Below are 20,047 nucleotides of genomic sequence, written 5' to 3' on the forward strand. Positions count from 1 at the left end.
AAGCCGGGGCAAAAGGGCCAGGACATGCCGATACGCCTGAAGATCCTGGTGGCCTGCATCGCCCTGACCGGGGTGACGCTGCTGATGGGCAGCTTCAGCCAAAGGGCGCAGCGGGACCTGGGCGAGGTCGCCACCCGCCTTTACGACGATGCCTTCCTGGCCATGAACTACCTTCGCTCCGCCGAAAGCAAGCTGGTGCGGGCGGAGGCGGAGTATCTCCCCGCCCCCGGCGCGGATACGCAGGCCGCCTTCGCCGCCGCCCTGGCCGATGCCGGGGCGGACCTGGAGGTCGCCCGCGCCCGCGCCATGTCGGCGGAGGGCGAGGCCGCCACGCAGCATCTCGCACAGGCCATGGAAGGGCTCGCCGCCCTGCTGGCGCTGCGGGAGCGCGACCCGGCCCTGCTGATGGATGCGCTGCGGCAGGTCGGCCGCCGCTTCGAGACGGCGATCGAGGTCTATGCCGCCGACGGCTTCCAGCAGCGCGTGCGGGCGGGGGAGATCGTCGAACGCACGGCGGTGCGGACGCAATGGGTCATCGCCATGGCGGTGATCGCGGCGCTGCTTATCTCCGCCCTGTTGACGCGCTCCATCGTGCCGGCGGTGCGGCATGCGGTGGAGGTGGCCAAGGCCATCGCCGCCGGTTCCCTGGACAACAACATCCCGCCGCAGCGGCGCTCCCGCAGCGAGGTGGCGCAGCTGCTGCGGGCGCTGGATGTCATGCAGACCAGCATCCGCGACGCCCTGGCGCATATCCGCGCCCTGATGGACCAGCAGGCCTCCAGCCATGCCGATGCCACGGCGGCGCAGCATGCGCGCTTCGAGGCGGCGCTCTCCAACATGGTGCAGGGGCTTTGCCTCTTCGACGCGGAAGGGCGGCTGGCGGTGGCCAACCGGCGCTTCGTGGAGATGTTCGGCCAGCCCGCCATCGGCACCACCGCCGGGGCCTTGTTCCAGGAGACCGGTATGGCCGCCCTTTGCCCGCAGGGCGGGCCGCAGGATGCGGCCTCCACCGCCATGCTGCCGGACGGGCGCTTCATCGCGGTGGCGCGGCGGGCGGTGGAAAGCGGCGGCTGGGTGACGACCTATGAGGACGTGACCGAAAGGATGCGGGCGGAAGCGCGCATCGCGCATCTGGCCAAGCACGATGCCCTGACCGGCCTGCCCAACCGCGTGGCGCTGCGGGAACACATGCAGCAGGCGCTGCCGCTCGGCCCCGGCGAGCAGCTGGCGGTGCTCTGCCTCGACCTCGACCGCTTCAAGATCGTCAACGACACGCTGGGCCATCCGGTGGGCGATGCCCTGCTGCGCGCGGTGTCCGAGCGGCTGCTGGAATGCACCCGCAAGACCGACCTGGTGGTGCGCCAGGGCGGCGATGAATTCGCCATCGTGCAGCGGCACCGCGGCGGCATCGAGGAAACCGTGGCGCTGGCCTCCCGCGTCATCGCCACGCTGACCGAGATCTTCCAGGTCGAGGGGCACCAGATCAGCATCGGCACCAGCATCGGCATCGGCATCGCCTTCGCCGGCGAGGCCATCGGCGGCATCGAGGACCTGATCAAATCCGCCGACCTCGCGCTGTACCGCGCCAAGTCCGAAGGCGGCAGCACCTTCCGCTTCTTCGAGGCCGGGATGGACGAGGAGATGCGCTTCCGCCGCCACCTGGAGGTGGACCTGCGCGCCGCCCTGGCGAAGGAGGAGCTGGAGCTGTTCTACCAGCCGCTGGTGCATGTCGGCAGCGGCCATGTCAGCGGCTTCGAGGCCCTGATCCGCTGGCGGCACCCGGAACGCGGGCTGGTATCGCCGGCCGTCTTCATCCCGCTGGCGGAGGAGATCGGGCTGATCAAGCCGATCGGCGCCTGGGTGCTGCGCCGCGCCTGCGCCGATGCCGCCCTGTGGCCGGAGGGGGTGAAGGTGGCGGTGAACCTTTCCCCGGTGCAGTTCCGCGACGGTTCGCTGCCAGGCATCGTCGCCGCCGCCCTGCAATCCAGCGGCCTGCCGGCGGAGCGGCTGGAGCTGGAGATCACCGAATCCCTGATGCTGATGGATGACCAGGCCGTGCTGAAGATCCTGCACGACCTACGGCGCCTCGGCACCCGCATCGCCATGGACGACTTCGGCACCGGCTATTCCTCGCTCAGCTACCTGCGGCGCTTTCCCTTCGACAAGATCAAGATCGACCAGTCCTTTATCCGTGGCCTGGATGAGCAGGGCGATGCCGCCGCGATTGTGCGCGCCGTGATCAGCCTGGGCCAGTCGCTGGGCATGACGGTCAATGCCGAGGGCGTGGAAACGGAGGAGCAGTTCTCCACCCTGCGGGCCCAGGGCTGCGGCGAGGTGCAAGGCTATTTCTTCAGCCCGCCCCGGCCGGGGGGCGAAGTGCAGGCCATGATGCGGAACCTCGGCGCCAAGTCGCCAGCCACGGCGCAGCCGCCCTGCTGACAAGCGCGGCTGCCTTCATTCGGCTTTGACACCCGAAACGTTTTGGATCACCGTTCCGGCATGTCCCTGCGCCGGATCGCTCAGAGCCTGAACATCTCGGTCACCACGGCCTCACGTGCCCTGGGCGGCTTCAGCGATGTGGCGCCAGAGACGCGGGAGCGGGTGCGGGCGGAGGCCGAGCGGCTGGGCTACCGCCCCAATGCCGCCGCCCGCCGGCTGCGCGGCGGCACCAGCGATGCCGTGGGCGTGGTGCTGCCCACCGGGCCGGGGCAACTCGAGGATGCCTTCTTCCTGCGGCTGCTGGGCGCCATCGGCCCCAAGCTGGCCGCCGCCGGGCTGGACCTGATCGTCGGCACCGCCCGCGCCGGCGAGGAGGAGCAGGCCTTCTACCGCCAGATGGTGGAGAACCGCCGCGTCGATGCGGTGATCCTGGCCCGCACCCGGCGCCAGGACCCGCGCGTCGGCTATCTGCTGGATTCCCGCATGCCCTTCGTGGTGCATGGCCGCACCGAGGAAGCCCGCCCCCATGCCCATGTGGACGTGGATGGCGAGGCCGCCTTCCGGCTGGCGGCGCGGCGGCTGATCGCCGCCGGGCACCGCCGCATCGGCCTGCTGGGGGCGCCGCGCCACTACAGCTTCGGCCACCACCGGGCCCTGGGCTACGAGGGCGCGATGGCCGAGGCGGGGCTGCCCCCCGGCCCGCTGGCCGAGGCCGAGCCGACCGAGGAGAACGGCTTCCGCCTGCTGCAAGGGATGCTGGCCAATGGCCAGGCCCCTACCGCGCTGCTTTGCGCCACCGACCGCCTCGCCGTCGGCGCCCTGCGCGCGGCGGCCCAGGCCGGGCTGCGGGTGGGGCATGACCTGGCGGTGATCGGCTACGATAACCTGCCTGTCGCCACCTATACTGATCCGCCGCTGACCACCTTCGACCCGGATGTCGAGCACAGCGCGCTGCGCATGGTGGAGATGCTGCTGGAACTGCTGCGCGGCGCCAGCCCGGCCGGCATGGCCGAGCTGCGGCAGGCGCGGCTGATCGTCCGGGCCTCGGACGGCCCGGCGCCCGAATCCGCATGCAACGACCGGCAACAAAGCCGGCGCCAACCGGAGGAAACCCAGCATGAAGAAGGCCGCCCCATTCCGTAGGAGTTTCGCTGCCGCCCTCGCCGGCCTTCTGCTCGGCGCCGCCGCCTGGGCGCCTGCCGCCCGCGCGGAGGAACTGGTTTTTCTCTCGACCCAGCTGCGCCCGATCGAATCGGCGCAGAAGATGCGCACGCAGATCCTGGCGGGCGCCCCGGTGCCGACCAATTTCGTCACTGAGCAGCCGCCGCAGCTCGGCGTGCATGTGCGGGCCGAGGCGCAGGCCGGCAAGCCGGTCAGCAGCCTGATCGGCGGCCTGCATGGCGAGTTGCTGCCGCTGGCCGGCACCAGGAACCTGGCGCCGCTGGACGATGTGCTGGGCAGCCTGACCAACCGGCAGATCAACCCGGCGATGCTGGAGGCCGGCAAGCTGGGCGGCAGCCAGCAACTCTATATTCCCTGGATGCAGGCCACCTACATCATGGTGGCCAACAAGCAGGCGCTGCCCTTCCTGCCCGCCGGCGCCGACATCAACGCGCTGACCTATGAGCAGCTCGCGCAATGGGCGGGCAATATCCAGGAAAAGACCGGCAAGCGCTTGCTGGGCTTCCCCGCCGGCCCCACCGGGCTGATGCCGCGCTTCTTCGAGGGCTATCTTTATCCCTCCTTCACCGGCGGCGTGGTGCGCAGCTTCCGTTCGCCGGATGCGGAGCGGATGTGGACGCAGTTCCGCGACCTGTGGAAGTTCGTGAACCCGAATTCCACCAATTACGGCTTCATGCAGGAGCCGCTGCTCTCCGGCGATGTCTGGATCGCCTTCGACCATGTGGCGCGGCTGATGGATGCGCTGAGCCGCAAGCCCGATGACTTCGTGGCCTTCCCCGCCCCCGCCGGCCCCAAAGGGCGCGGCTGGATGCCGGTGGTGGCGGGCCTCTCCATCGCCAACGGCGCACCCGCCGCCGCCGAGGCCGCGAAGCTGATCGAATACCTCACGCGCCCCGCCGTGCAGATCGAGACGCTGAAGGCCGTGGCCTTCTTCCCGGTGGTGCAGGTGGAGATGTCCGTCGATCTCGACCCCGGCCTGCGCCTCGCCGCCGATGCGGTGGCGAAGATGGGCGCGGCGCCGGATTCCCTGGTCAGCGCCCTGCCCATCGGCCTCGACCAGCGCGGCGGCGAATTCGACAAGCTCTTCATGGATACCTTCCAGCGCGTGGTGCTGCGGGGCGAGCCGCCGCGCGCCGTGCTGGACCGCCAGGGCGAGGCCATGAAGCGCATCATCGCGGACACCAAGGCCGCCTGCTGGGCGCCGGACGCCCGCAGCGATGGCCCCTGCCCGGTCGAGTGACAGCCCATGCGCCGCGCCGGGGCCCTGCCCTATCTGCTGATCCTGCCTTCCGTGCTGTTCCTGGGCGTGCTCTTCGTGGTGCCGCTGGTGCAAACCGCCCTGCTGGCTTTCCAGGAGGGCGGCACTTGGTCGCTCGGCAACTGGCACCGCATGGCGGACGACCTGAATTTCCAGGACGCCGTGGTCAATACCTTCTCGGTGGTGCTGATCGTCGTGCCGCTGCAATGCACGCTGGCGCTGGGCATGACCATGATGCTGCGGCACGTGCAGCGCGGGCGCGACATCATCCTCTGGGTCTGGTCCATCCCGCTCGGCATCTCCGATCTCGCCGCCGGGCTGGTCTGGCTCGCCATCCTGACGGACCAGGGCTGGCTGAACACGCTGCTCTTCAAGCTCGGTCTGATCAGCGGCCCGCAGGCTTGGCTGACCTATGAGACGCCGATGGTGTTGCTGGCCGGCATCATCGTCGCCGAGTTGTGGCGCGCCACCGCCATCGTCTTCGTCATCCTGCTGGCCGGCGTGCAGCTTCTGCCGAAGGAATACGAGGAAGCGGCGGAGGTCTTCGGCGCCTCCCCCTGGCAGCGCTTCTGGCGCGTCACCCTGCCGCTGCTGCGGCCCAGCCTGCAGACGGCGCTGATCCTGCGCACCGTGCTGGCTTTCGAGATGTTCGCCATGGCCCTCGCCCTCGGCGGCCGCAACTTCCCCGTGCTGGTCAGCGAGGCCTTCAACTGGCAATACGGCAACCAGGATTACGGCGTGGCCGCCAGCTATGCCGTGCTGGTCATGGCCATCTCCATCGCCGCCACGCTGATCTATCTGGTGGCGCTGCGCGTGCCGGCGGAGCAGCGGGCATGACCCCCGTCTGGAGACGCGGGCTGCTCTGGTGCGGCGTGGCCGTGCTCTGCGCCTGGACGCTGGTGCCGATCTACCTGCTGGCGCTGGGCGCCTTCGGTGGGCGGGAGATCGTCTCGCAATGGCCGAAGCCCTTCCTGCCGCTGGGGCTTTCGCTGGACACGGTCGGCGCCTTCCTGGCCATCGACGGCGTCTGGCGCGCCACCTGGGTCAGCGTGCAGGCGGCGGCCATGTGCATGGTGCTGGCCCTGCTGCTGGGCGTGCCCGCCGGCTATGCCCTGGCGCGCTTCCGCTTCGCGGGCGCCGGCAGCTACCGGCTGCTGATCCTGATGACGCGGGCCTTTCCCGTCGCCATCCTGGCCCTGCCGCTGACCGTCAGCTTTATTAACCTCGGCCTCTATGACACGCCCTTCGGCGTCGCGCTGCTGCATGCGGTGCTGGCGGTGCCTTTCGCCACGCTGGTCTGCGCCAGCCTCTTCCAGGGCATCCCGGCGGAGCTGGAGGAAGCGGCCTGGGTCTTCGGCTGTTCCCGCTTCACCGGCTTCCTGCGCGTGGTGCTGCCGCTGGCGCTGCCAGGCATCGCCGCCGCCAGCATTTTTGCTTTTGTGCTCTCCTGGAACGAGGTCTTCGCGGCCTCGGTGCTGACGGTGCGGCACCGGACGCTGACGGCCTATCTGCTCTCGGTGCTCTCGGAATCACCGCTGCATGTGCAATTCGCCGGCGGGCTGATCCTGATCGTGCCTTCCGTCCTCTTCATCTTCCTGGTCCGGCGTCGCCTCTTCGCGATGTGGGGCATCGGCAACCGATAGGCTGGCCGCGTGGCAAACATCACCATCGACCGTATCCAGAAAGCTTTCGGCGCCACCCGCGCGCTGGAGGAGATCAGCCTCGAAGTGCATGACGGCGAATTCCTGGCGTTGCTCGGCCCTTCCGGCTGCGGCAAGACCACCCTGCTGCGCATCATCGCGGGGCTGGAGACGCAGAGCGGCGGGCGCGTGCTGATCGGCGGGCGGGATGTCTCGGCCCTGCCGCCGCGCAAGCGCGGCCTTGCTATGGTCTTCCAGAACTACGCGGTCTTTCCGCATCTGACAGTGGCGGAGAACATCGCCTTCGGCCTGCGCATGGCGGGTGCGGACAAGGCGCGGATGCAGCGGCAGGTGGAGCGCGCGGCTTCGCTGCTGCATATCGGGCCGCTGCTGGCCCGCTACCCCGCGCAGCTTTCCGGCGGCCAGCGGCAGCGCGTGGCGGTGGCCCGCGCCCTGGCGGTGGAGCCGGCGGTGCTGCTGATGGACGAGCCGCTTTCCAACCTCGATGCCCTGCTGCGGCTGGAGATGCGGGCGGAGCTGAAGGCGGTGCTGGCGGCTTCCGGCACCACCACCATCTACGTGACGCATGACCAGACCGAGGCCATGGGCCTGGCCGACCGCATCGCCGTGATGCATGGCGGCGTCATCGAGCAGATCGGCGGTGCCTCGGATATCTACCACCGCCCCCGCACCCGCTTCGTCGGCGGCTTTGTCGGCAGCCCGCCGATGAACTTCCTCCGCCTGCCGGTGCGTGGCGGGCAGGTCGCGCTGGGCGGCCTGACGCTGCCGGCGCCCGCCACCGCCGCCGAGGTGGTGCTGGGCCTGCGCGCCGAGGACTTGCAGCCTGCCACGCCGCAGGATGGCTTCGCCTTCGAGCTGCGCGTGGCCGAGCCCCTGGGCTCCCACCTGCTGCTGACCGGCACCACCGAGGGCCAGTTGATGCGCGTGGTGGTGCCCTATGCCGATGGCGCCCTGCCCCAGCCCGGGCAGGTGCTGCACCTGCGGCCCAACCTGGACCGCCTCAACTGGATGGACGCCACCAGCGGTGTGGCACTGGAGACCCGCGCATGACCGAGCGCCCGCAGGCCGCCCATACCGATGCCGCACGCGCCGTGCTGCGCACCAACGACCGCGGCGGCTATACCGTGCCGACTGACCGGCTCTACCCCTTCCAATGGAACTGGGATTCCGCCTTCGTCGCCATGGGCTGGGGAATCTTCGACGAACCCCGCGCCTGGCAGGAGCTTCATCGCCTGCTGGAAGGCCAGTGGGAGGATGGGCTGGTGCCGCAGATCGTCTTCCACGCGCCCTCCGACGACTACTTCCCCGGCCCCGAGGTCTGGGGCGTGCAGCACGATCCGCCGACCTCCGGCATCACCCAGCCGCCGGTGCTGGCCACCGCCACGCGCCGGTTGCTGGACCGCACCAGGGACCACGCGGCAGCCGAGGCAGAAGCCTCCGCCATCTATCCGAAACTGCTGGCCAGCCACCGCTGGTGGGCCGAGGCGCGCGACCCCGGTCGCACCGGCCTCGTCGCCACCCTGCATCCCTGGGAAACCGGCATGGACAACAGTCCGGCCTGGGACAGCATTCTGGACCGGGTGCCGACCGAGACCACCTCCGAAATCCGCCGCCGGGACACCACGCATATCGACCCCGCCTTCCGCCCGCGCGCCATCGACTACCAGCGTTTTATTCATCTCGTGGACCTCTTCCGGGCCGAGGGCTGGGAGGCGGCGCGGATGCTGCGGGCCTCGCCCTTCCGGGTGGCGGATATCGGCACCAATGCCATCCTAGCCCGCGCCGAGCGCGACCTGCTGGCCCTCGCCGCCCGCTTCGGCAGCGCCGCCGACCGCGCCACCATCGAGGCCCGCCTCGCCCGCGCCGAGCCCGCCATCGAGACCCTGTGGCAGGAGGCTGCGGGCCTCTACCGCTCCCGCGACCTGATCGGCGGGGAGATCCTGCCCGCCAGCACCTCCGCCGGCTTCCTGCCGCTGTTTGGCGGCGTCCACCGCCATGCGGCGCAATTGGCGAAGACACTGGAAAGCTGGCTGGCGCGGGTGCGCTACGCCGTACCCTCCACCGACCCGGCACATCCAATGTTCGAGCCACTGCGCTACTGGCGCGGCCCGGTCTGGGCCGTGGTGAACTGGATGATTGCCGAGGGCTTTGCGAGTGCCGGGCAGGCGGCGCAGGCAACGCGCATCCGCGCCGATACCCGTGCGCTGATCGGGCGGGAGGGCTTCAGCGAGTATTTCGACCCCACCACAGGCCAGGGCATCGGCGGCGGCACCTTCTCCTGGACCGCCGCCATCGAGCTGCTGCTGGCGGAGGAAACGGCATGAATGCCATGGCCACCACGGGCGCCATCGATTGCGACATCCACCCCGCCGTGCCGGGCCCGGCGGCGCTGCTGCCCTACCTGCCGCCGCAATGGCGGGACATGGTGGTGCAGCGCGGCGTGCATGACCTGGAGACCATCACCTATCCCCGCAATTCACCGCTGACCGCGCGGCCGGACTGGCGGGTGCCGGATGGCAAGGCGGGCAGCGACCTCGGCCAGTTGCGGGCGCAGGCGCTGGATGGCTTCGGGCTGCGCTATGCCATCTGCAACTGCCTCTACGGCGTTCAGGTGCTGTTCAGCGAGGACATGGCCGCCGCCTATGCCACCGCCGTGAATGACTGGCTGGCGGCGGAATGGCTGGACCGGGAGCCACGCCTGCGCGCCTCCATCGTCGTGCCGGTGCAAAACCCGGAAATGGCGGCGGCCGAGATCGAGCGCCGCGCCGCCGACCGCCGTTTTGTTCAAGTGCTGCTGCCGGCGCAGGGCGATGTGCCGCTGGGCAAGCGCAGCCTCTGGCCCATCTATGCCGCCGCCGAGCGCCATGGCCTGCCCGTTGGCATCCATGCCGGCGGCTCCTACCGCCATCCCATCACGCCGGTCGGCTGGCCTTCCTATCACACGGAGGATTACGTCGATCAGGCGCAGGGCATGCAGACGCAGTTGACCAGCTTGGTCTGCGAGGGTGTCTTTTCCAAATTTCCCGAGCTGCGCGTGGTGATGATCGAATCCGGCTTCACCTGGCTGCCGGCCTTCCTGTGGCGCCTCGAAAAATACTGGCGCGGCCTGCGGATGGAGATCCCCTGGGTGGACCGCTCCCCCAGCGCCATCATCCGGGATCAGGTGCGCTTCACCCTTCAGCCCGTGGATGGCCCGCCGGAGGCCGCAGACCTGCTGAAGGTGATCGAGCATATGGGATCGGAGGAACTGCTGTTGTTCTCGACCGATTACCCACATTGGCAGTTTGATGGAGACGCCGCACTGCCCGCCACGCTGCCGCCGGAGCTGATGCGCCGGATCACCGTGGAGAATCCGCTGGAGACCTATCCGAGACTGAGGGAGGCCATCGCGTCATGAGCCTGGACCTGCGGGAGGCCGGCAGCGCCACGCCGGGTGCCACCAAGCCTGCCATCGCCGATTGCGACATCCATCCCTGCCTGATGCAGGCGAAGGATATCCTGCCCTGGCTGCCGCGGCGCTGGCAGCGGCACATGGAGCAGTTCGGCATGCTGCCGCGCCATGGCTACCAGTCCGGCCCGGCTTATCCCAAGGGTCAGCCGGATGCGGCGCGCATCGACGCATGGCCGCCGGGCGGGCGGCCAGGCAGCGACCTCGGCTTCATGCAGCGGCAGCATCTCGACCCCAACAATGTCGCGCTGGGCATCCTCAATGTCATCGCCCCCGCCGCAGGGGCGGCGCAGAACCTGGATTTCAGCGCCGCCCTCTGCCGCGCACTGAACCAGTGGCAGGTGGACGAATGGACGGGCAAGGATTCCCGCCTGAAGGGTTCTGTTCTGGTCCCCTATGAGGACGCGCAAGCGGCGGCGGCCGAGATCGATTACTGGGCCGGGCACAAGGATTTCGTGCAGGTCATGCTGCTCAGCCGCACCGCCGAGCCGCTGGGCCAGCGCCGCTACTGGCCGCTCTATGCCGCCGCCGAGCGCGCGGGGCTGCCGGTCGGCGTGCATGCCTTCGGCTATGGCGGCTATCCCGTCACCGCCGGCGGCTGGCCTTCCTACTACATCGAGGAAATGGTCGGCCACGCGCAGTGCTGCCAGGCGCTGCTGACCAGCATGGTGGTCGAGGGCGTCTTCGAGCGTTTCCCCGGGTTGAAGCTGGTGCTGATCGAGGCGGGCTTCGCCTGGCTGCCCTCCCTCGCCTGGCGGCTGGACAAGACCTGGGCCCGGCTGCGGGAGGAGGTGCCGCATCTGGCCCGCCCGCCTTCCGAGGTGATCCGCCAGCATGTCTGGGTCACCACCCAGCCGATGGAGGAGCCGGAGAAGCGCCGCCACCTGCATGACGTGATCGAGTGGATCGGCATCGACCGCCTGCTCTTCGCCACCGATTACCCGCACTGGGACTACGACGACCCGGAATGGAGCCTGCCGGTGCGGCTGGGCGCGGATGCGCGGCAGGACCTGTTCCTGCGCAACGCCCTCAAGCTCTATGGGCAGGGCTGATGCTGCGGCATGTCGTGGCGCCGGCCTCGGCGGTGCCGCCGGGCGGGCGGATGCTGGCGGAGGTGGCAGGCAAGAAGATCGCCATCTTCAACCTGGGTGGCGAGTTCTTCGGGCTGTTGAACCGTTGCCCGCACCAGGGCGGCGAATTGTGCCGGGGCACCACCTCCGGGCTGCTGGAAGCCGCCGCGCCCGGCGAATACCGCTATACCCGCCAGGGCGAGATCCTGCGCTGCCCCTGGCATGGCTGGGAATTCGACATCCGCACCGGCCAGTCCCGCGCCGAGCCGCAGCGCATCCGCACCAAGGCCTATGCCGTCGAGCGTGCCAGCGGCGCGGCGCTGGCGGAGGAGCCGGAACTGCGGGCGGAGACCTTCCCTGTGGCCATCGAGCAGGATTACATCGTGGTCGATCTCTAACCGCCTGCCTTCTTCAATGCCCTGGCGATGACCTTGGTGGTCCAGGCGCCGCCACCGGGCGCACTGGCGCCGGTCTCCCGCAGGGCATAGGCGATCTGCGCCAGCGAGGCGCCCTGCCGCCGCATCGCGCGGATCGCCGCCATTGTCGTGGCATGGTCGGCGCTGCCAGGCGCGGCAGAGCCCTGCTGTGTCGTGGTCATTCGGCCTCCTGCCGGCGCCCCATCTTGCGGGGCGTGAGGAAGCGCTCCAGCCGCGCCACCTCGGCCTCCAGCGCCCGCTGGAAGGCTTGGCTGCGGGGCGCGCGGGTGGCGTAGCCCGGCACCACCTGCAGCCGGCCATCGGCCAATGTGGCATTGGCCCAGCCGATCACCGCATCGCCCCAGAGCAGCGGCATGGCGTAATAGCCGAACTGGCGTTGCGGCGGCGGAGTATAGGCCTCGAAGCGATAAGCCCAGCCCCAGAGATGCTCGAAGCGCCGACGGTCCCAGACCAGCGGGTCGAAGGGCGCCAGCAGGCGCACGTCGCGCGGCACCGGGCGGTCGCGCCAGTCGTCCTCCGCCGCCGCCGGCCAAAGGTAATGCTCGCCATCCACGGTGGCCCGCTTCAGCTCCCCGCTCTTCAGGGCGGCGGCGACAACCGGGGCCAGCGGCCCGAGGCCCGGGTTGCGCCGCGCCACCAGGGCCAGGGCGCCACGCAGGCCCGCTGCCGGCACCGGGGCCAGGATGCGCGCCACCAGCAGCACCGCCTGGCGCGCCCGCTCCGCCGCCTCGGCCGGCGGTGGCGGCGCGGGGGCCGCGGCATAGATTCGGATGCCATCGCGGCGCCGCGCCACGCGCAGCAGGCCGAAATGGTGCAGGCTTTCCAGCGCCCGCGTGGTGGCCTTGGAGAAGCCGCCCCAGCCATTCACCGCGCGCTCCCGGCCGAAGCGCTCCTCCAGGTCGCGCGGGTGGGTGGGGCCGCGCTGCCGCACGAAATCCAGCACCTCGGCGGCAAGGCCCGCGGGGGCATGGAGGCCGGCGGGGCCTTCCAGGTCGGGGCGCGGGTGCAGCAGGTGGCGCGTCCCGCTTGGCATGAAGCCATAGGCGTAGAGAAAATCCTCCTCCAGCCCCAGGCGTGGGAATGCGCGGTCGAGGTCCCCGGCGCGGTAGCCCTGGACGCGGTGCCGCAGGATCAGGTCCTGGGCCCGCGCCGGGGCGCGAATCGGGTCCGCCTGCAAGAAGCCGAGCCGCTGCAGCGCATCGCCCAGCGTGGTGGGGGGAAACAGTGTCGCGAGGCGCGCCCAGGCGCGGAGCTGCTCCGATGTGGTGCCGGTGGTCATGGTCGGCCGGCAAGGTGGCAGCCGGGGGTGCGGCGGGCAACCCGGGCGCGCCGGTGCCCTTCGCCCGCCGCCGCGCCTCTACCGCCTCAGGCGAGATGCTCCCGGAAGAAGGCCACCGTGCGGTCCCAGGCCAGCTTGGCGGCGGCCTCGTTGTAGCGGGGCGTCGAATTGTTGTGAAAGCCGTGCTGGGTGCCGGGATAGACATGCGCCTCATGGCGCACGCCGCTGGCCTTCAGCGCCTGCTCATAGGCCGGCCACATGCTGGTGATGCGCTCGTCATGCTCGGCGTAATGCACCAGCAGGGCGGCCTTGATCCTAGGCACCAGGGCCGGGTCCGCGGCGGCGCCGTAGAAGGGGGCGCCGGCCTGCATCTCCTCCCCCAGCAATCCGGCCAGGGCATTGGTGGTGGAGCCGCCCCAGCAGAAGCCGGTGACGCCCAGCCTGCCGGAAGACAGCGCATGCGCCTTCAGGTAGCGGGCGCTGTTGAGCATGTCCGTGCGCAGCTTGCTCTGGTCCAGCTTCGCCTGCAGCGCCCGCCCGTCATCGTCGTTGCCGGGATAGCCGCCGGCGGGAAAGAGCCCGTCCGGCGCCAGGGCCAGGAAGCCCGCCACCGCCGCGCGCCGCGCCACGTCCTCGATATAGGGGTTCAGGCCGCGGTTCTCGTGGATCACCAGCACAACGGGGAAAGGCCCCGTGCCGCTGGGCTGCACGAGGTAGCCGCGCATGGTGCCGGAGGTGCCGCCGGGCGAGGGAAAGGTGACGTAGCTAGGCTTGATCCGCTCATCGGTGAAGGAGACGGTCTGCGCCTGCACGTAGCGGGGCAGCAGCGCCTGGGCCATGGCCAGGCCGCCGGCCGTGACCACCGCCGAACGTTGCAGGAAGGTGCGGCGGTCGATCCGCCCATGGCAGTATTCGTCGTAGAGATCGAAGACGCGCTGGTCGATCTCGTCCTGCGTCAGTGCCCCGGGCGTGGGGAGCAAGGCCGCGGCATCCTGCGGATCGGGCATCTCTGGGTCTCCTCCTGGCCGGCGGCGATGCGGCGGGGCCACCCGCCTGCGCGAGAGGCCACGGCCTGCGCCGGGTTGGAGGAGACGCTAACGAAGCCGGCGGGGCCTCCGCAACCGCCGCGTCGGTGGCGGGTGCCCCGGCTCACATCTTGGCGGCAAAGGCCTCCACCTTCTCGGTGGCGCCGGCGACGATCAGCAGGTCCCCTTCCCGGATCGTGGTCTCCGGCAGGGCGGGCTCGAACTCGGCGCGTGGCCGCTTGACCCCCACCACCGTGACGCCGTGGCGGCTGCGCCAGGCGCATTCGGCCAGGGTGCGCCCCACGGCCTCGCGCGGCGCGCGGGTCTTGACGATGGCATAGCCGTCGTCGAACTCGATGAAGTCCATCATCTTGCCGGTGACGAGATGCGCGACGCGCTCGCCCATCGCCGCCTCGGGATAGATGACGTGATGCGCGCCGGTGCGCTCCAGGATGCGGCCGTGCTTGTCGCCCAGCGCCTTGGCCCAGATATCCGGCACGCCCAGCTCGCTCAGCGCCAGCACCGTCAGCACGCTGGCCTCGATATCCGTGCCGATGCCGACAATGGCATGGCTGAAATCATGCACGCCGAGGGAGCGCAGCGTATCCCCGTTGGTGGCATCCGCCTGCACCACATGGGTCAGCCGGTCCGACCACCGCTGCACCAGTTCCGCGCTTTCGTCGATGCCGAGCACATCGTGCCCGAGCCGCAGCAGCGATTCCGCGACCGCGCCGCCGAAGCGGCCCAGCCCGATCACCGCGATGCCGTCCGTGAAGCCTTTGGTCCTAGCCAACGATGGGGCGCTCCTCTGGGTAGCGGTAGAGCCGGCGCGCGCCGCGCAGCGCCAGGGCGGTGACGATGGTCACGGTGCCGACACGGCCGACGAACATCAACAGCATCAGCAGGACCTGGGCTGCCGGCGGCAGCGTGCCGGTGATGCCGGTGGAGAGCCCCACCGTGGCGAAGGCCGAGATAACCTCGAAGAGCAGGACATCGGCGGGCTGGTCCGTCATGGCCAGCAGCGCCAGAGTGGCGAGGGCCACGGTGGTGGCGGCCAGCGTCGCCACCGTCAGCGCCTGCCGCTGCAGGTCCACCGGGATGCGGCGGCCGAAGGCGGTGACATCGGGGTCGCCGCGCACCTCGGCCCAGACGATCAGCCCCAGCACCAGGAAGGTGGTGACGCGGATGCCCCCCGCCGTGCCGGCGCTGCCGCCGCCGATCAGCATCAGCAGGTAGCTCAGCACCAGGCTGCCCGGCGTCATCTGCCCGGTATCCACGGCATTGAAGCCGCCGGAGCGGGTCATCACCGTGTGGAAGGCGGCACCCAGCAGCCGGGGGATGGCCTCCAGCCGGCCCAGCGTGCCGGGGTTGTTCCATTCGAAGGCCAGCACCCCCAGGGTGCCGAGCAGCAGCAGTCCCGCCGTGCCCAGCAGCGTCAGGCGGCTGTGCAGGGAGAGGCGCGACGGCGCCCGCAGCAGCTCCGCCACTACGGGAAAGCCGAGGCCGCCCACCGTCACCGCCAGCATCAGCGGCAGCAGCACCAGCGGGTCCGCCGCGAAGCGCGTGAGGCCATCGGGGTAGAGCGAGAAGCCGGCATTGTTGAAGGCGCCGACGGCATGGAAAGTGCCGCTCCACAGCGCCTCCGCCCAGCCGAGGCCGTGGCCGAGATGCAGGCGCAGCGCCAGCACCAGAGCGGTGGCGGCCTCGACGCAGAGCGCCATCAGCAGGATGAGGCGCAGCACCGCCAACACGTCGCCCAGCGCCAGCACCCGGATCTCGGCCTGGGCCAGCAGGCGGGTGCTGAGGCTGAGGCGGCGGGTGACCAGCATGCCCAGCAGCGTCGCGCCGCTCATGATGCCCAGGCCGCCGAGCTGCGACAGCGCCACGATCACCGCCTGCCCGAAGCCGGACCAGTAGGTGCCGGTATCCTGCACCGCCAGCCCGGTGACGGTGACCGCCGAGGTGGCGGTGAAGGCGGCGGCCAGCAGCGAGGCGCCCTCCGGCCCCGGACGCGCCGCCGGCAGCATCAGCAGCGCGGTGCCGAGCAGGATGGCCAGCAGGAAAGCCAGCGGCAGCAGCCGCGCGGGGTGTTGGAAGGTGCGGATCGCTGCGTTCCTGTTCTCGCTGTTCATGTTCTGGCAACCGGCATCCGCGATACGAGGTCAGGCGCGCCGCCGCCCCGGCTCCGGCCGCCTGTCCCGGGCGGATACCTGACTACAGCCAATTCCTCAAAGCCTCGACCCCCGCGCCCCGCAGTGGCGTATTTCGCAGCGCACACATGTCCCGTGCCCCGACGGCACTTCACATATGCATGTAGGGTCAACGCGGTGTTTCGTTTCGCCCTGCTTTCTCGCCATGATGGTGCTGCTCGCCGCGTCAGCGCCAGCCGAGCCGGCACAAGACCCGGCCGAGGAGGAGAGGCCCGTGATGCATCCGGATCTCAGGCCGGATAGCCATGCCCCGCGCCGGAGCGGAACCGGCATGGCCGCGCTGCCTGCCCCTGCCGCGGAGCGGCCCTCGAGGCCAGCCAAATGGATGACGGCCCCCGCTGGCGCGCAGGGCCGGAGCAGGCTGTTCCAGGACATCATCACGGCAGGCCTCCCACAGTGGCGCCGGCCGCATGAAGCCTGGCCGCCCGGCGGCGGAGCCTGACCCGATGAACGGCCCCTCCATCCCCACCTCCGGCATCCGGGCCCCGGAGCCCACGGGCCAGCCGGGCACCGGGCTCACCTATCTCTCCGGCATCCAGGCGCTGGTCCGGCTGCCGATGCTGCAGCGGCAGCGCGACGCGGCGGCGGGGCTGGACACCGCCGGCTTCATCTCAGGCTATCGCGGCTCGCCGCTGGGCGGCCTCGACCAGGCGCTGTGGAAGGCGGGGAAACAACTCGCCGAGCACCGCATCCATTTCCAGCCGGGCCTCAACGAGGATCTGGCGGCCACCGCGATCTGGGGCAGCCAGCAGGTCAACCTTTATCCCGGCGCGAAGCACGACGGCGTCTTCGCCCTCTGGTACGGCAAGGGGCCAGGTGCCGACCGCAGCGTGGATGTCTTCAAGCATGCCAATGCCGCCGGCACCTCCCGCCATGGCGGCGTGCTGGCCGTGGTGGGCGACGACCACGGCGCCAAGTCCTCCTCGCTGCCGCATCAGAGCGACCATGTCTTCGCCGCCTCCATGATCCCGGTGCTGAACCCGGCGGGGGTGCAGGAGCTTCTCGACTTCGGCCTGCATGGCTGGGCCATGTCCCGCTTCTCCGGCTGCTGGGTGGGGCTGCGGGCCCTGACCGACATTGTCGAGACCTCCACCGGCATCATGCTGGACCCGCACCGCGTCGAGACACGCCTTCCGGCCGATTTCCGGATGCCGCCCGGCGGCCTCTCCATCCGCTGGCCCGACCCGCCGCTGGAGCAGGAATACCGGCTGCAGCACTGGAAGGTTTACGCGGCCATGGCCTATGCGCGGGCCAACCACCTGAACCGGGTGGTGCTCGACAGCCCGCGCGCGCGCTTCGGCATCATCACCAGCGGCAAGTCCTATCTGGACCTGCGCCAGGCGCTCGACGCGCTGGGCATCGACGCGGCGCTGGCGGCGGAGATCGGCCTGCGCGTCTACAAGGTCGGCATGACCTGGCCGCTGGATGGCGAGGGCGTGCGCCACTTCGCCGAGGGGCTGGAGGAAATCCTCGTTGTCGAGGAAAAGCGCCAGGTCATCGAATACCAGCTCAAGGAGCAGCTCTACAACTGGCGCGAGGATGTGCGGCCGAAAGTCACCGGCAAATACGACGAGAAGGGCGAATGGGAACTTCCTGGCGGGGACTGGCAGCTTCCCGCCGCCGGGGAGCTGACGCCGGCGCTGATCGCGCGCGTCGTCGCCCGCCGCATCGGCCACTTCCACACCAGCGCGCGGATGCGGGAATGCCTGGATTTCCTGGATGCCAAGGAAGCGGCGCTGGCGCGGCCGCATGCGGTGGTGCCGCGCGCGCCGCATTACTGCTCCGGCTGCCCGCACAATACCTCCACGCGCGTGCCGGAGGGCAGCCGGGCACTGGCCGGCATCGGCTGCCACTACATGGCCCTGTGGCTGAACCCGGAGCAGACGCGCACCTTCAGCCAGATGGGCGGCGAAGGCGTGCCCTGGATCGGCCAGGCGCCCTTCACCGAGACGAAGCACGTCTTCGCCAATCTGGGCGACGGCACCTATTCCCATTCCGGCCTGCTGGCGATCCGCCAGGCGGTCGCGGCGAAGGTGCCGATCACCTACAAGATCCTGGTCAACGACGCCGTGGCCATGACCGGCGGCCAGCCGGTGGAAGGTGGGCTGACGGTGCCGCAGATCGCGCATCAGGTGCGGGCCGAGGGCATAGAGCGCATCGTGGTTGTCACGGATGACCCGGCGCGGCACGCGGCCGGCGCCCTGCCGGCGGGAGTGCCGGTGCGGCACCGGCGGGACCTCGACGCCGTGCAGCGGGAATTGCGGGAATATCCCGGCGTTTCCGTGCTGGTCTATGACCAGACCTGCGCCGCCGAGAAACGCCGCCGCCGCAAGCGCGGGCTGATGCCGGACCCGGCGCGGCGCGTCATGATCAACGACCGTGTCTGCGAAGGCTGCGGCGATTGCTCCGCCAAGTCGAACTGCATGTCGGTGGTGCCGGTCGAGACCGAGTTCGGCCGCAAGCGCAGCATCGATCAATCCAGTTGCAACAAGGATTTTTCCTGCCTGGAAGGCTTCTGCCCCAGCTTCGTCACCATCGAGGGCGGCACGCTGCGCAAGGGCAAGGCCGCCGCACCGGCGGCGGATGATGGCGCGGGCCTGCCGGAGCCGGCGGTCCACCCGGCGGAGCAGCCCTATGGCATCCTGGTGGCCGGCGTCGGCGGCACCGGCGTGGTCACCATCGGCGCGCTGCTCGGCACCGCCGCCACGCTGGAAGGCAAGGGCGCCTCGGTGCTGGACATGGCCGGGCTGGCGCAGAAGGGCGGCCCGGTCTGGTCGCATATCCGCATCGCCGCGCGGCAGGACCTGCTCTATGCCTCGCGCATCGCCTCGGGCGAGGCCGACCTGCTGCTCGGCTGCGACATCGTCGTGGCCGCCGCGGATGAAACCCTCTCCAAGCTGCATGCGGGCGCGACGCGCGCCGTGGTCAACAGCGACTTCGCGGTGACCAGCGACTTCGTCCGTGGCTTCGCCGCCCAGGCCAGGACCGGCGATGTCGCCACGGTCCGCGACCCGCAATTCCCGCTTGGCGCCATCGAGGAACAGATCGCCGAGGCGGTGGGCCCCGGCCGCGCCGAATTCGTCGCGGGCACCCGGCTGGCGACGGCGCTGCTGGGGGATTCCATCGCCGCCAATCTCTTCATGGTGGGCTATGCCTGCCAGAAAGGGCTGCTGCCCATCTCCGCCGCCGCCATTCTCCAGGCGATCGAGATGAACGGCGCGGCGGTGGCGATGAACCAAAGCGCCTTTCTCTGGGGGCGGCGGGCGGCGCTCGACCTGCCCGCCGTGGAACGGGTGGCGACGCCGCCGGAGGCCCTGCCCGACCACCGCCGGCTGTCCACCAGCCTGGAGGAGGTGGTGGCCCGGCGCGTTACGGAGCTGACCGCCTATCAGGATGCCCGCTACGCCCGACGCTATGCCGACCTGGTGCGGCGGGTGCAGGAGGCGGAGGCGGCCAGGGCACCGGGCCAAGCTGGGCTGGCCGAGGCCGTGGCGCGCGGCCACTACAAGCTCCTGGCCATCAAGGATGAATACGAGGTCGCCCGCCTCCATGCCGGGAGCGGCTTCCTGGAGCGGCTGGGCCAGCGCTTCGAGGGGGACTACCGCCTTGTCTTCCACCTGGCGCCGCCGCTCTGGGCCAGGCCCGACCCCGCCACCGGCGAGCCGCGCAAGCGCGCCTTCGGCCCCTGGGTGCTGCATGCCTTCCGGCTGCTGGCGCGGCTCCGGCGGCTGCGGGGCACGGTTCTCGATCCCTTCCGCTTCAGCGAGGACCGGAAGCTCGACCGCCGCCTGCTCACGGAATACGAGCAGGTGGTGGAGGAGCTGATCGCAGCACTCCGTCCCGGCAACCACGCCCTGGCCGTGGAGCTTGCCGCGCTGCCGGACCAGATCCGCGGCTACGGCCCCATCCGCTGCCGGCATGCCGAGCATGCCAAGCGCCGCGAGGCCAGCCTGCTGCAGGCATTCCGCCGCCGGGAGGAACACCCGGACGAGGACGGCGAGCGGGTGCCGGAAGCGCCCGTGCTGATGAGGGGATGAC

16 protein-coding genes are annotated in these 20,047 nt (G+C 70.4%); 11 read left to right on the forward strand and 5 right to left on the reverse strand.

Features of this window, described 5'->3' with window-relative positions:
- The first annotated feature begins 24 nt into the window (after positions 1 to 24).
- The 10 genes from EBE87_RS01580 to EBE87_RS01625 are packed head-to-tail and all read left to right on the forward strand — an operon-like array spanning position 25 to position 11,456.
- Positions 25 to 2,439, forward strand: a complete 2,415-nt coding sequence (locus tag EBE87_RS01580) for a putative bifunctional diguanylate cyclase/phosphodiesterase (protein ID WP_120639013.1) — start codon at positions 25 to 27, stop codon at positions 2,437 to 2,439.
- Positions 2,440 to 2,499: 60 nt separating this feature from the next.
- Positions 2,500 to 3,582, forward strand: coding sequence for a substrate-binding domain-containing protein (locus tag EBE87_RS01585; protein WP_120639012.1), 1,083 nt, complete (start codon positions 2,500 to 2,502; stop codon positions 3,580 to 3,582).
- Positions 3,557 to 4,861 carry an ABC transporter substrate-binding protein gene (locus EBE87_RS01590; protein WP_120639011.1) on the forward strand — a complete coding sequence of 435 codons (1,305 nt, stop codon included), beginning with the start codon at positions 3,557 to 3,559 and terminating at the stop codon, positions 4,859 to 4,861. The genes EBE87_RS01585 and EBE87_RS01590 overlap by 26 nt, the downstream gene beginning before the upstream one ends.
- Positions 4,862 to 4,867: 6 nt before the next feature.
- The gene (locus EBE87_RS01595; protein WP_120639010.1) at positions 4,868 to 5,716 is read left to right on the forward strand and encodes a carbohydrate ABC transporter permease; all 849 of its coding nucleotides are present in this window, start codon (positions 4,868 to 4,870) and stop codon (positions 5,714 to 5,716) included.
- Positions 5,713 to 6,522 carry a carbohydrate ABC transporter permease gene (locus tag EBE87_RS01600; RefSeq protein ID WP_120639009.1) on the forward strand — a complete coding sequence of 270 codons (810 nt, stop codon included), beginning with the start codon at positions 5,713 to 5,715 and terminating at the stop codon, positions 6,520 to 6,522. The genes EBE87_RS01595 and EBE87_RS01600 overlap by 4 nt, the downstream gene beginning before the upstream one ends.
- A gap of 9 nt (positions 6,523 to 6,531) precedes the next feature.
- Positions 6,532 to 7,590, forward strand: a complete 1,059-nt coding sequence (locus EBE87_RS01605) for an ABC transporter ATP-binding protein (RefSeq protein WP_120639008.1) — start codon at positions 6,532 to 6,534, stop codon at positions 7,588 to 7,590.
- Positions 7,587 to 8,864 (forward strand): MGH1-like glycoside hydrolase domain-containing protein, encoded by a 1,278-nt coding sequence (locus tag EBE87_RS01610; protein WP_120639007.1) that lies wholly within the window; start codon positions 7,587 to 7,589, stop codon positions 8,862 to 8,864. Before EBE87_RS01605 ends, EBE87_RS01610 begins: the two co-directional genes overlap by 4 nt.
- On the forward strand, positions 8,861 to 9,937 hold the full coding sequence (locus tag EBE87_RS01615) for an amidohydrolase family protein (RefSeq protein ID WP_199707489.1): 1,077 nt from the start codon (positions 8,861 to 8,863) through the stop codon (positions 9,935 to 9,937). The genes EBE87_RS01610 and EBE87_RS01615 overlap by 4 nt, the downstream gene beginning before the upstream one ends.
- A complete protein-coding gene (locus EBE87_RS01620) occupies positions 9,934 to 11,040 on the forward strand; it encodes an amidohydrolase family protein (RefSeq protein ID WP_120639006.1) in 1,107 nt (368 codons plus the stop codon). The genes EBE87_RS01615 and EBE87_RS01620 overlap by 4 nt, the downstream gene beginning before the upstream one ends.
- Entirely contained in the window at positions 11,040 to 11,456 is a 417-nt protein-coding gene (locus tag EBE87_RS01625) for a Rieske (2Fe-2S) protein (protein ID WP_120639005.1), read from the forward strand. The genes EBE87_RS01620 and EBE87_RS01625 overlap by 1 nt, the downstream gene beginning before the upstream one ends.
- Here the strand turns inward: EBE87_RS01625 and EBE87_RS01630 are convergent.
- The 5 genes from EBE87_RS01630 to EBE87_RS01650 form a co-directional block, all read right to left on the reverse strand.
- Positions 11,453 to 11,656 (reverse strand): hypothetical protein, encoded by a 204-nt coding sequence (locus tag EBE87_RS01630; RefSeq protein WP_120639004.1) that lies wholly within the window; start codon positions 11,654 to 11,656, stop codon positions 11,453 to 11,455. The two genes, EBE87_RS01625 and EBE87_RS01630, sit on opposite strands and share 4 nt — an antisense overlap.
- Complete coding sequence (locus EBE87_RS01635) at positions 11,653 to 12,774, reverse strand: DNA glycosylase AlkZ-like family protein (protein ID WP_122139835.1); 1,122 nt, start codon at positions 12,772 to 12,774, stop codon at positions 11,653 to 11,655. Before EBE87_RS01635 ends, EBE87_RS01630 begins: the two co-directional genes overlap by 4 nt.
- A gap of 86 nt (positions 12,775 to 12,860) precedes the next feature.
- Complete coding sequence (locus tag EBE87_RS01640) at positions 12,861 to 13,781, reverse strand: dienelactone hydrolase family protein (protein ID WP_120640430.1); 921 nt, start codon at positions 13,779 to 13,781, stop codon at positions 12,861 to 12,863.
- A 142-nt stretch (positions 13,782 to 13,923) separates the two neighbouring features.
- Positions 13,924 to 14,592 carry a potassium channel family protein gene (locus EBE87_RS01645; RefSeq protein WP_120640431.1) on the reverse strand — a complete coding sequence of 223 codons (669 nt, stop codon included), beginning with the start codon at positions 14,590 to 14,592 and terminating at the stop codon, positions 13,924 to 13,926.
- Positions 14,585 to 15,931 (reverse strand): TrkH family potassium uptake protein, encoded by a 1,347-nt coding sequence (locus EBE87_RS01650; protein ID WP_120640432.1) that lies wholly within the window; start codon positions 15,929 to 15,931, stop codon positions 14,585 to 14,587. The genes EBE87_RS01645 and EBE87_RS01650 overlap by 8 nt, the downstream gene beginning before the upstream one ends.
- 488 nt (positions 15,932 to 16,419) lie before the next feature.
- On the opposite strand from EBE87_RS01650, the gene EBE87_RS01655 reads away from it, so the two are divergent.
- A complete protein-coding gene (locus EBE87_RS01655; RefSeq protein WP_267898229.1) occupies positions 16,420 to 20,046 on the forward strand; it encodes an indolepyruvate ferredoxin oxidoreductase family protein in 3,627 nt (1,208 codons plus the stop codon).
- Position 20,047: the final 1 nt, after the last annotated feature.

This window comes from Teichococcus wenyumeiae (genome assembly GCF_003696345.1).
GTDB classification, from domain to species: domain Bacteria; phylum Pseudomonadota; class Alphaproteobacteria; order Acetobacterales; family Acetobacteraceae; genus Pseudoroseomonas; species Pseudoroseomonas wenyumeiae.

Bases quoted from the DNA above. Each gene is read 5' to 3' on its own strand.
- EBE87_RS01580 (WP_120639013.1), top strand. From the start codon at position 25: ATGCCGATACGCCTGAAGATCCTGGTGGCCTGCATCGCCCTGACCGGG.
- EBE87_RS01585 (WP_120639012.1), top strand. From the start codon at position 2,500: ATGTCCCTGCGCCGGATCGCTCAGAGCCTGAACATCTCGGTCACCACG.
- EBE87_RS01590 (WP_120639011.1), top strand. From the start codon at position 3,557: ATGAAGAAGGCCGCCCCATTCCGTAGGAGTTTCGCTGCCGCCCTCGCC.
- EBE87_RS01595 (WP_120639010.1), top strand. From the start codon at position 4,868: ATGCGCCGCGCCGGGGCCCTGCCCTATCTGCTGATCCTGCCTTCCGTG.
- EBE87_RS01600 (WP_120639009.1), top strand. From the start codon at position 5,713: ATGACCCCCGTCTGGAGACGCGGGCTGCTCTGGTGCGGCGTGGCCGTG.
- EBE87_RS01610 (WP_120639007.1), top strand. From the start codon at position 7,587: ATGACCGAGCGCCCGCAGGCCGCCCATACCGATGCCGCACGCGCCGTG.
- EBE87_RS01615 (WP_199707489.1), top strand. From the start codon at position 8,861: ATGAATGCCATGGCCACCACGGGCGCCATCGATTGCGACATCCACCCC.
- EBE87_RS01620 (WP_120639006.1), top strand. From the start codon at position 9,934: ATGAGCCTGGACCTGCGGGAGGCCGGCAGCGCCACGCCGGGTGCCACC.
- EBE87_RS01625 (WP_120639005.1), top strand. From the start codon at position 11,040: ATGCTGCGGCATGTCGTGGCGCCGGCCTCGGCGGTGCCGCCGGGCGGG.
- EBE87_RS01630 (WP_120639004.1), bottom strand. From the start codon at position 11,656: ATGACCACGACACAGCAGGGCTCTGCCGCGCCTGGCAGCGCCGACCAT.
- EBE87_RS01635 (WP_122139835.1), bottom strand. From the start codon at position 12,774: ATGACCACCGGCACCACATCGGAGCAGCTCCGCGCCTGGGCGCGCCTC.
- EBE87_RS01640 (WP_120640430.1), bottom strand. From the start codon at position 13,781: ATGCCCGATCCGCAGGATGCCGCGGCCTTGCTCCCCACGCCCGGGGCA.
- EBE87_RS01650 (WP_120640432.1), bottom strand. From the start codon at position 15,931: ATGAACAGCGAGAACAGGAACGCAGCGATCCGCACCTTCCAACACCCC.
- EBE87_RS01655 (WP_267898229.1), top strand. From the start codon at position 16,420: ATGAAGCCTGGCCGCCCGGCGGCGGAGCCTGACCCGATGAACGGCCCC.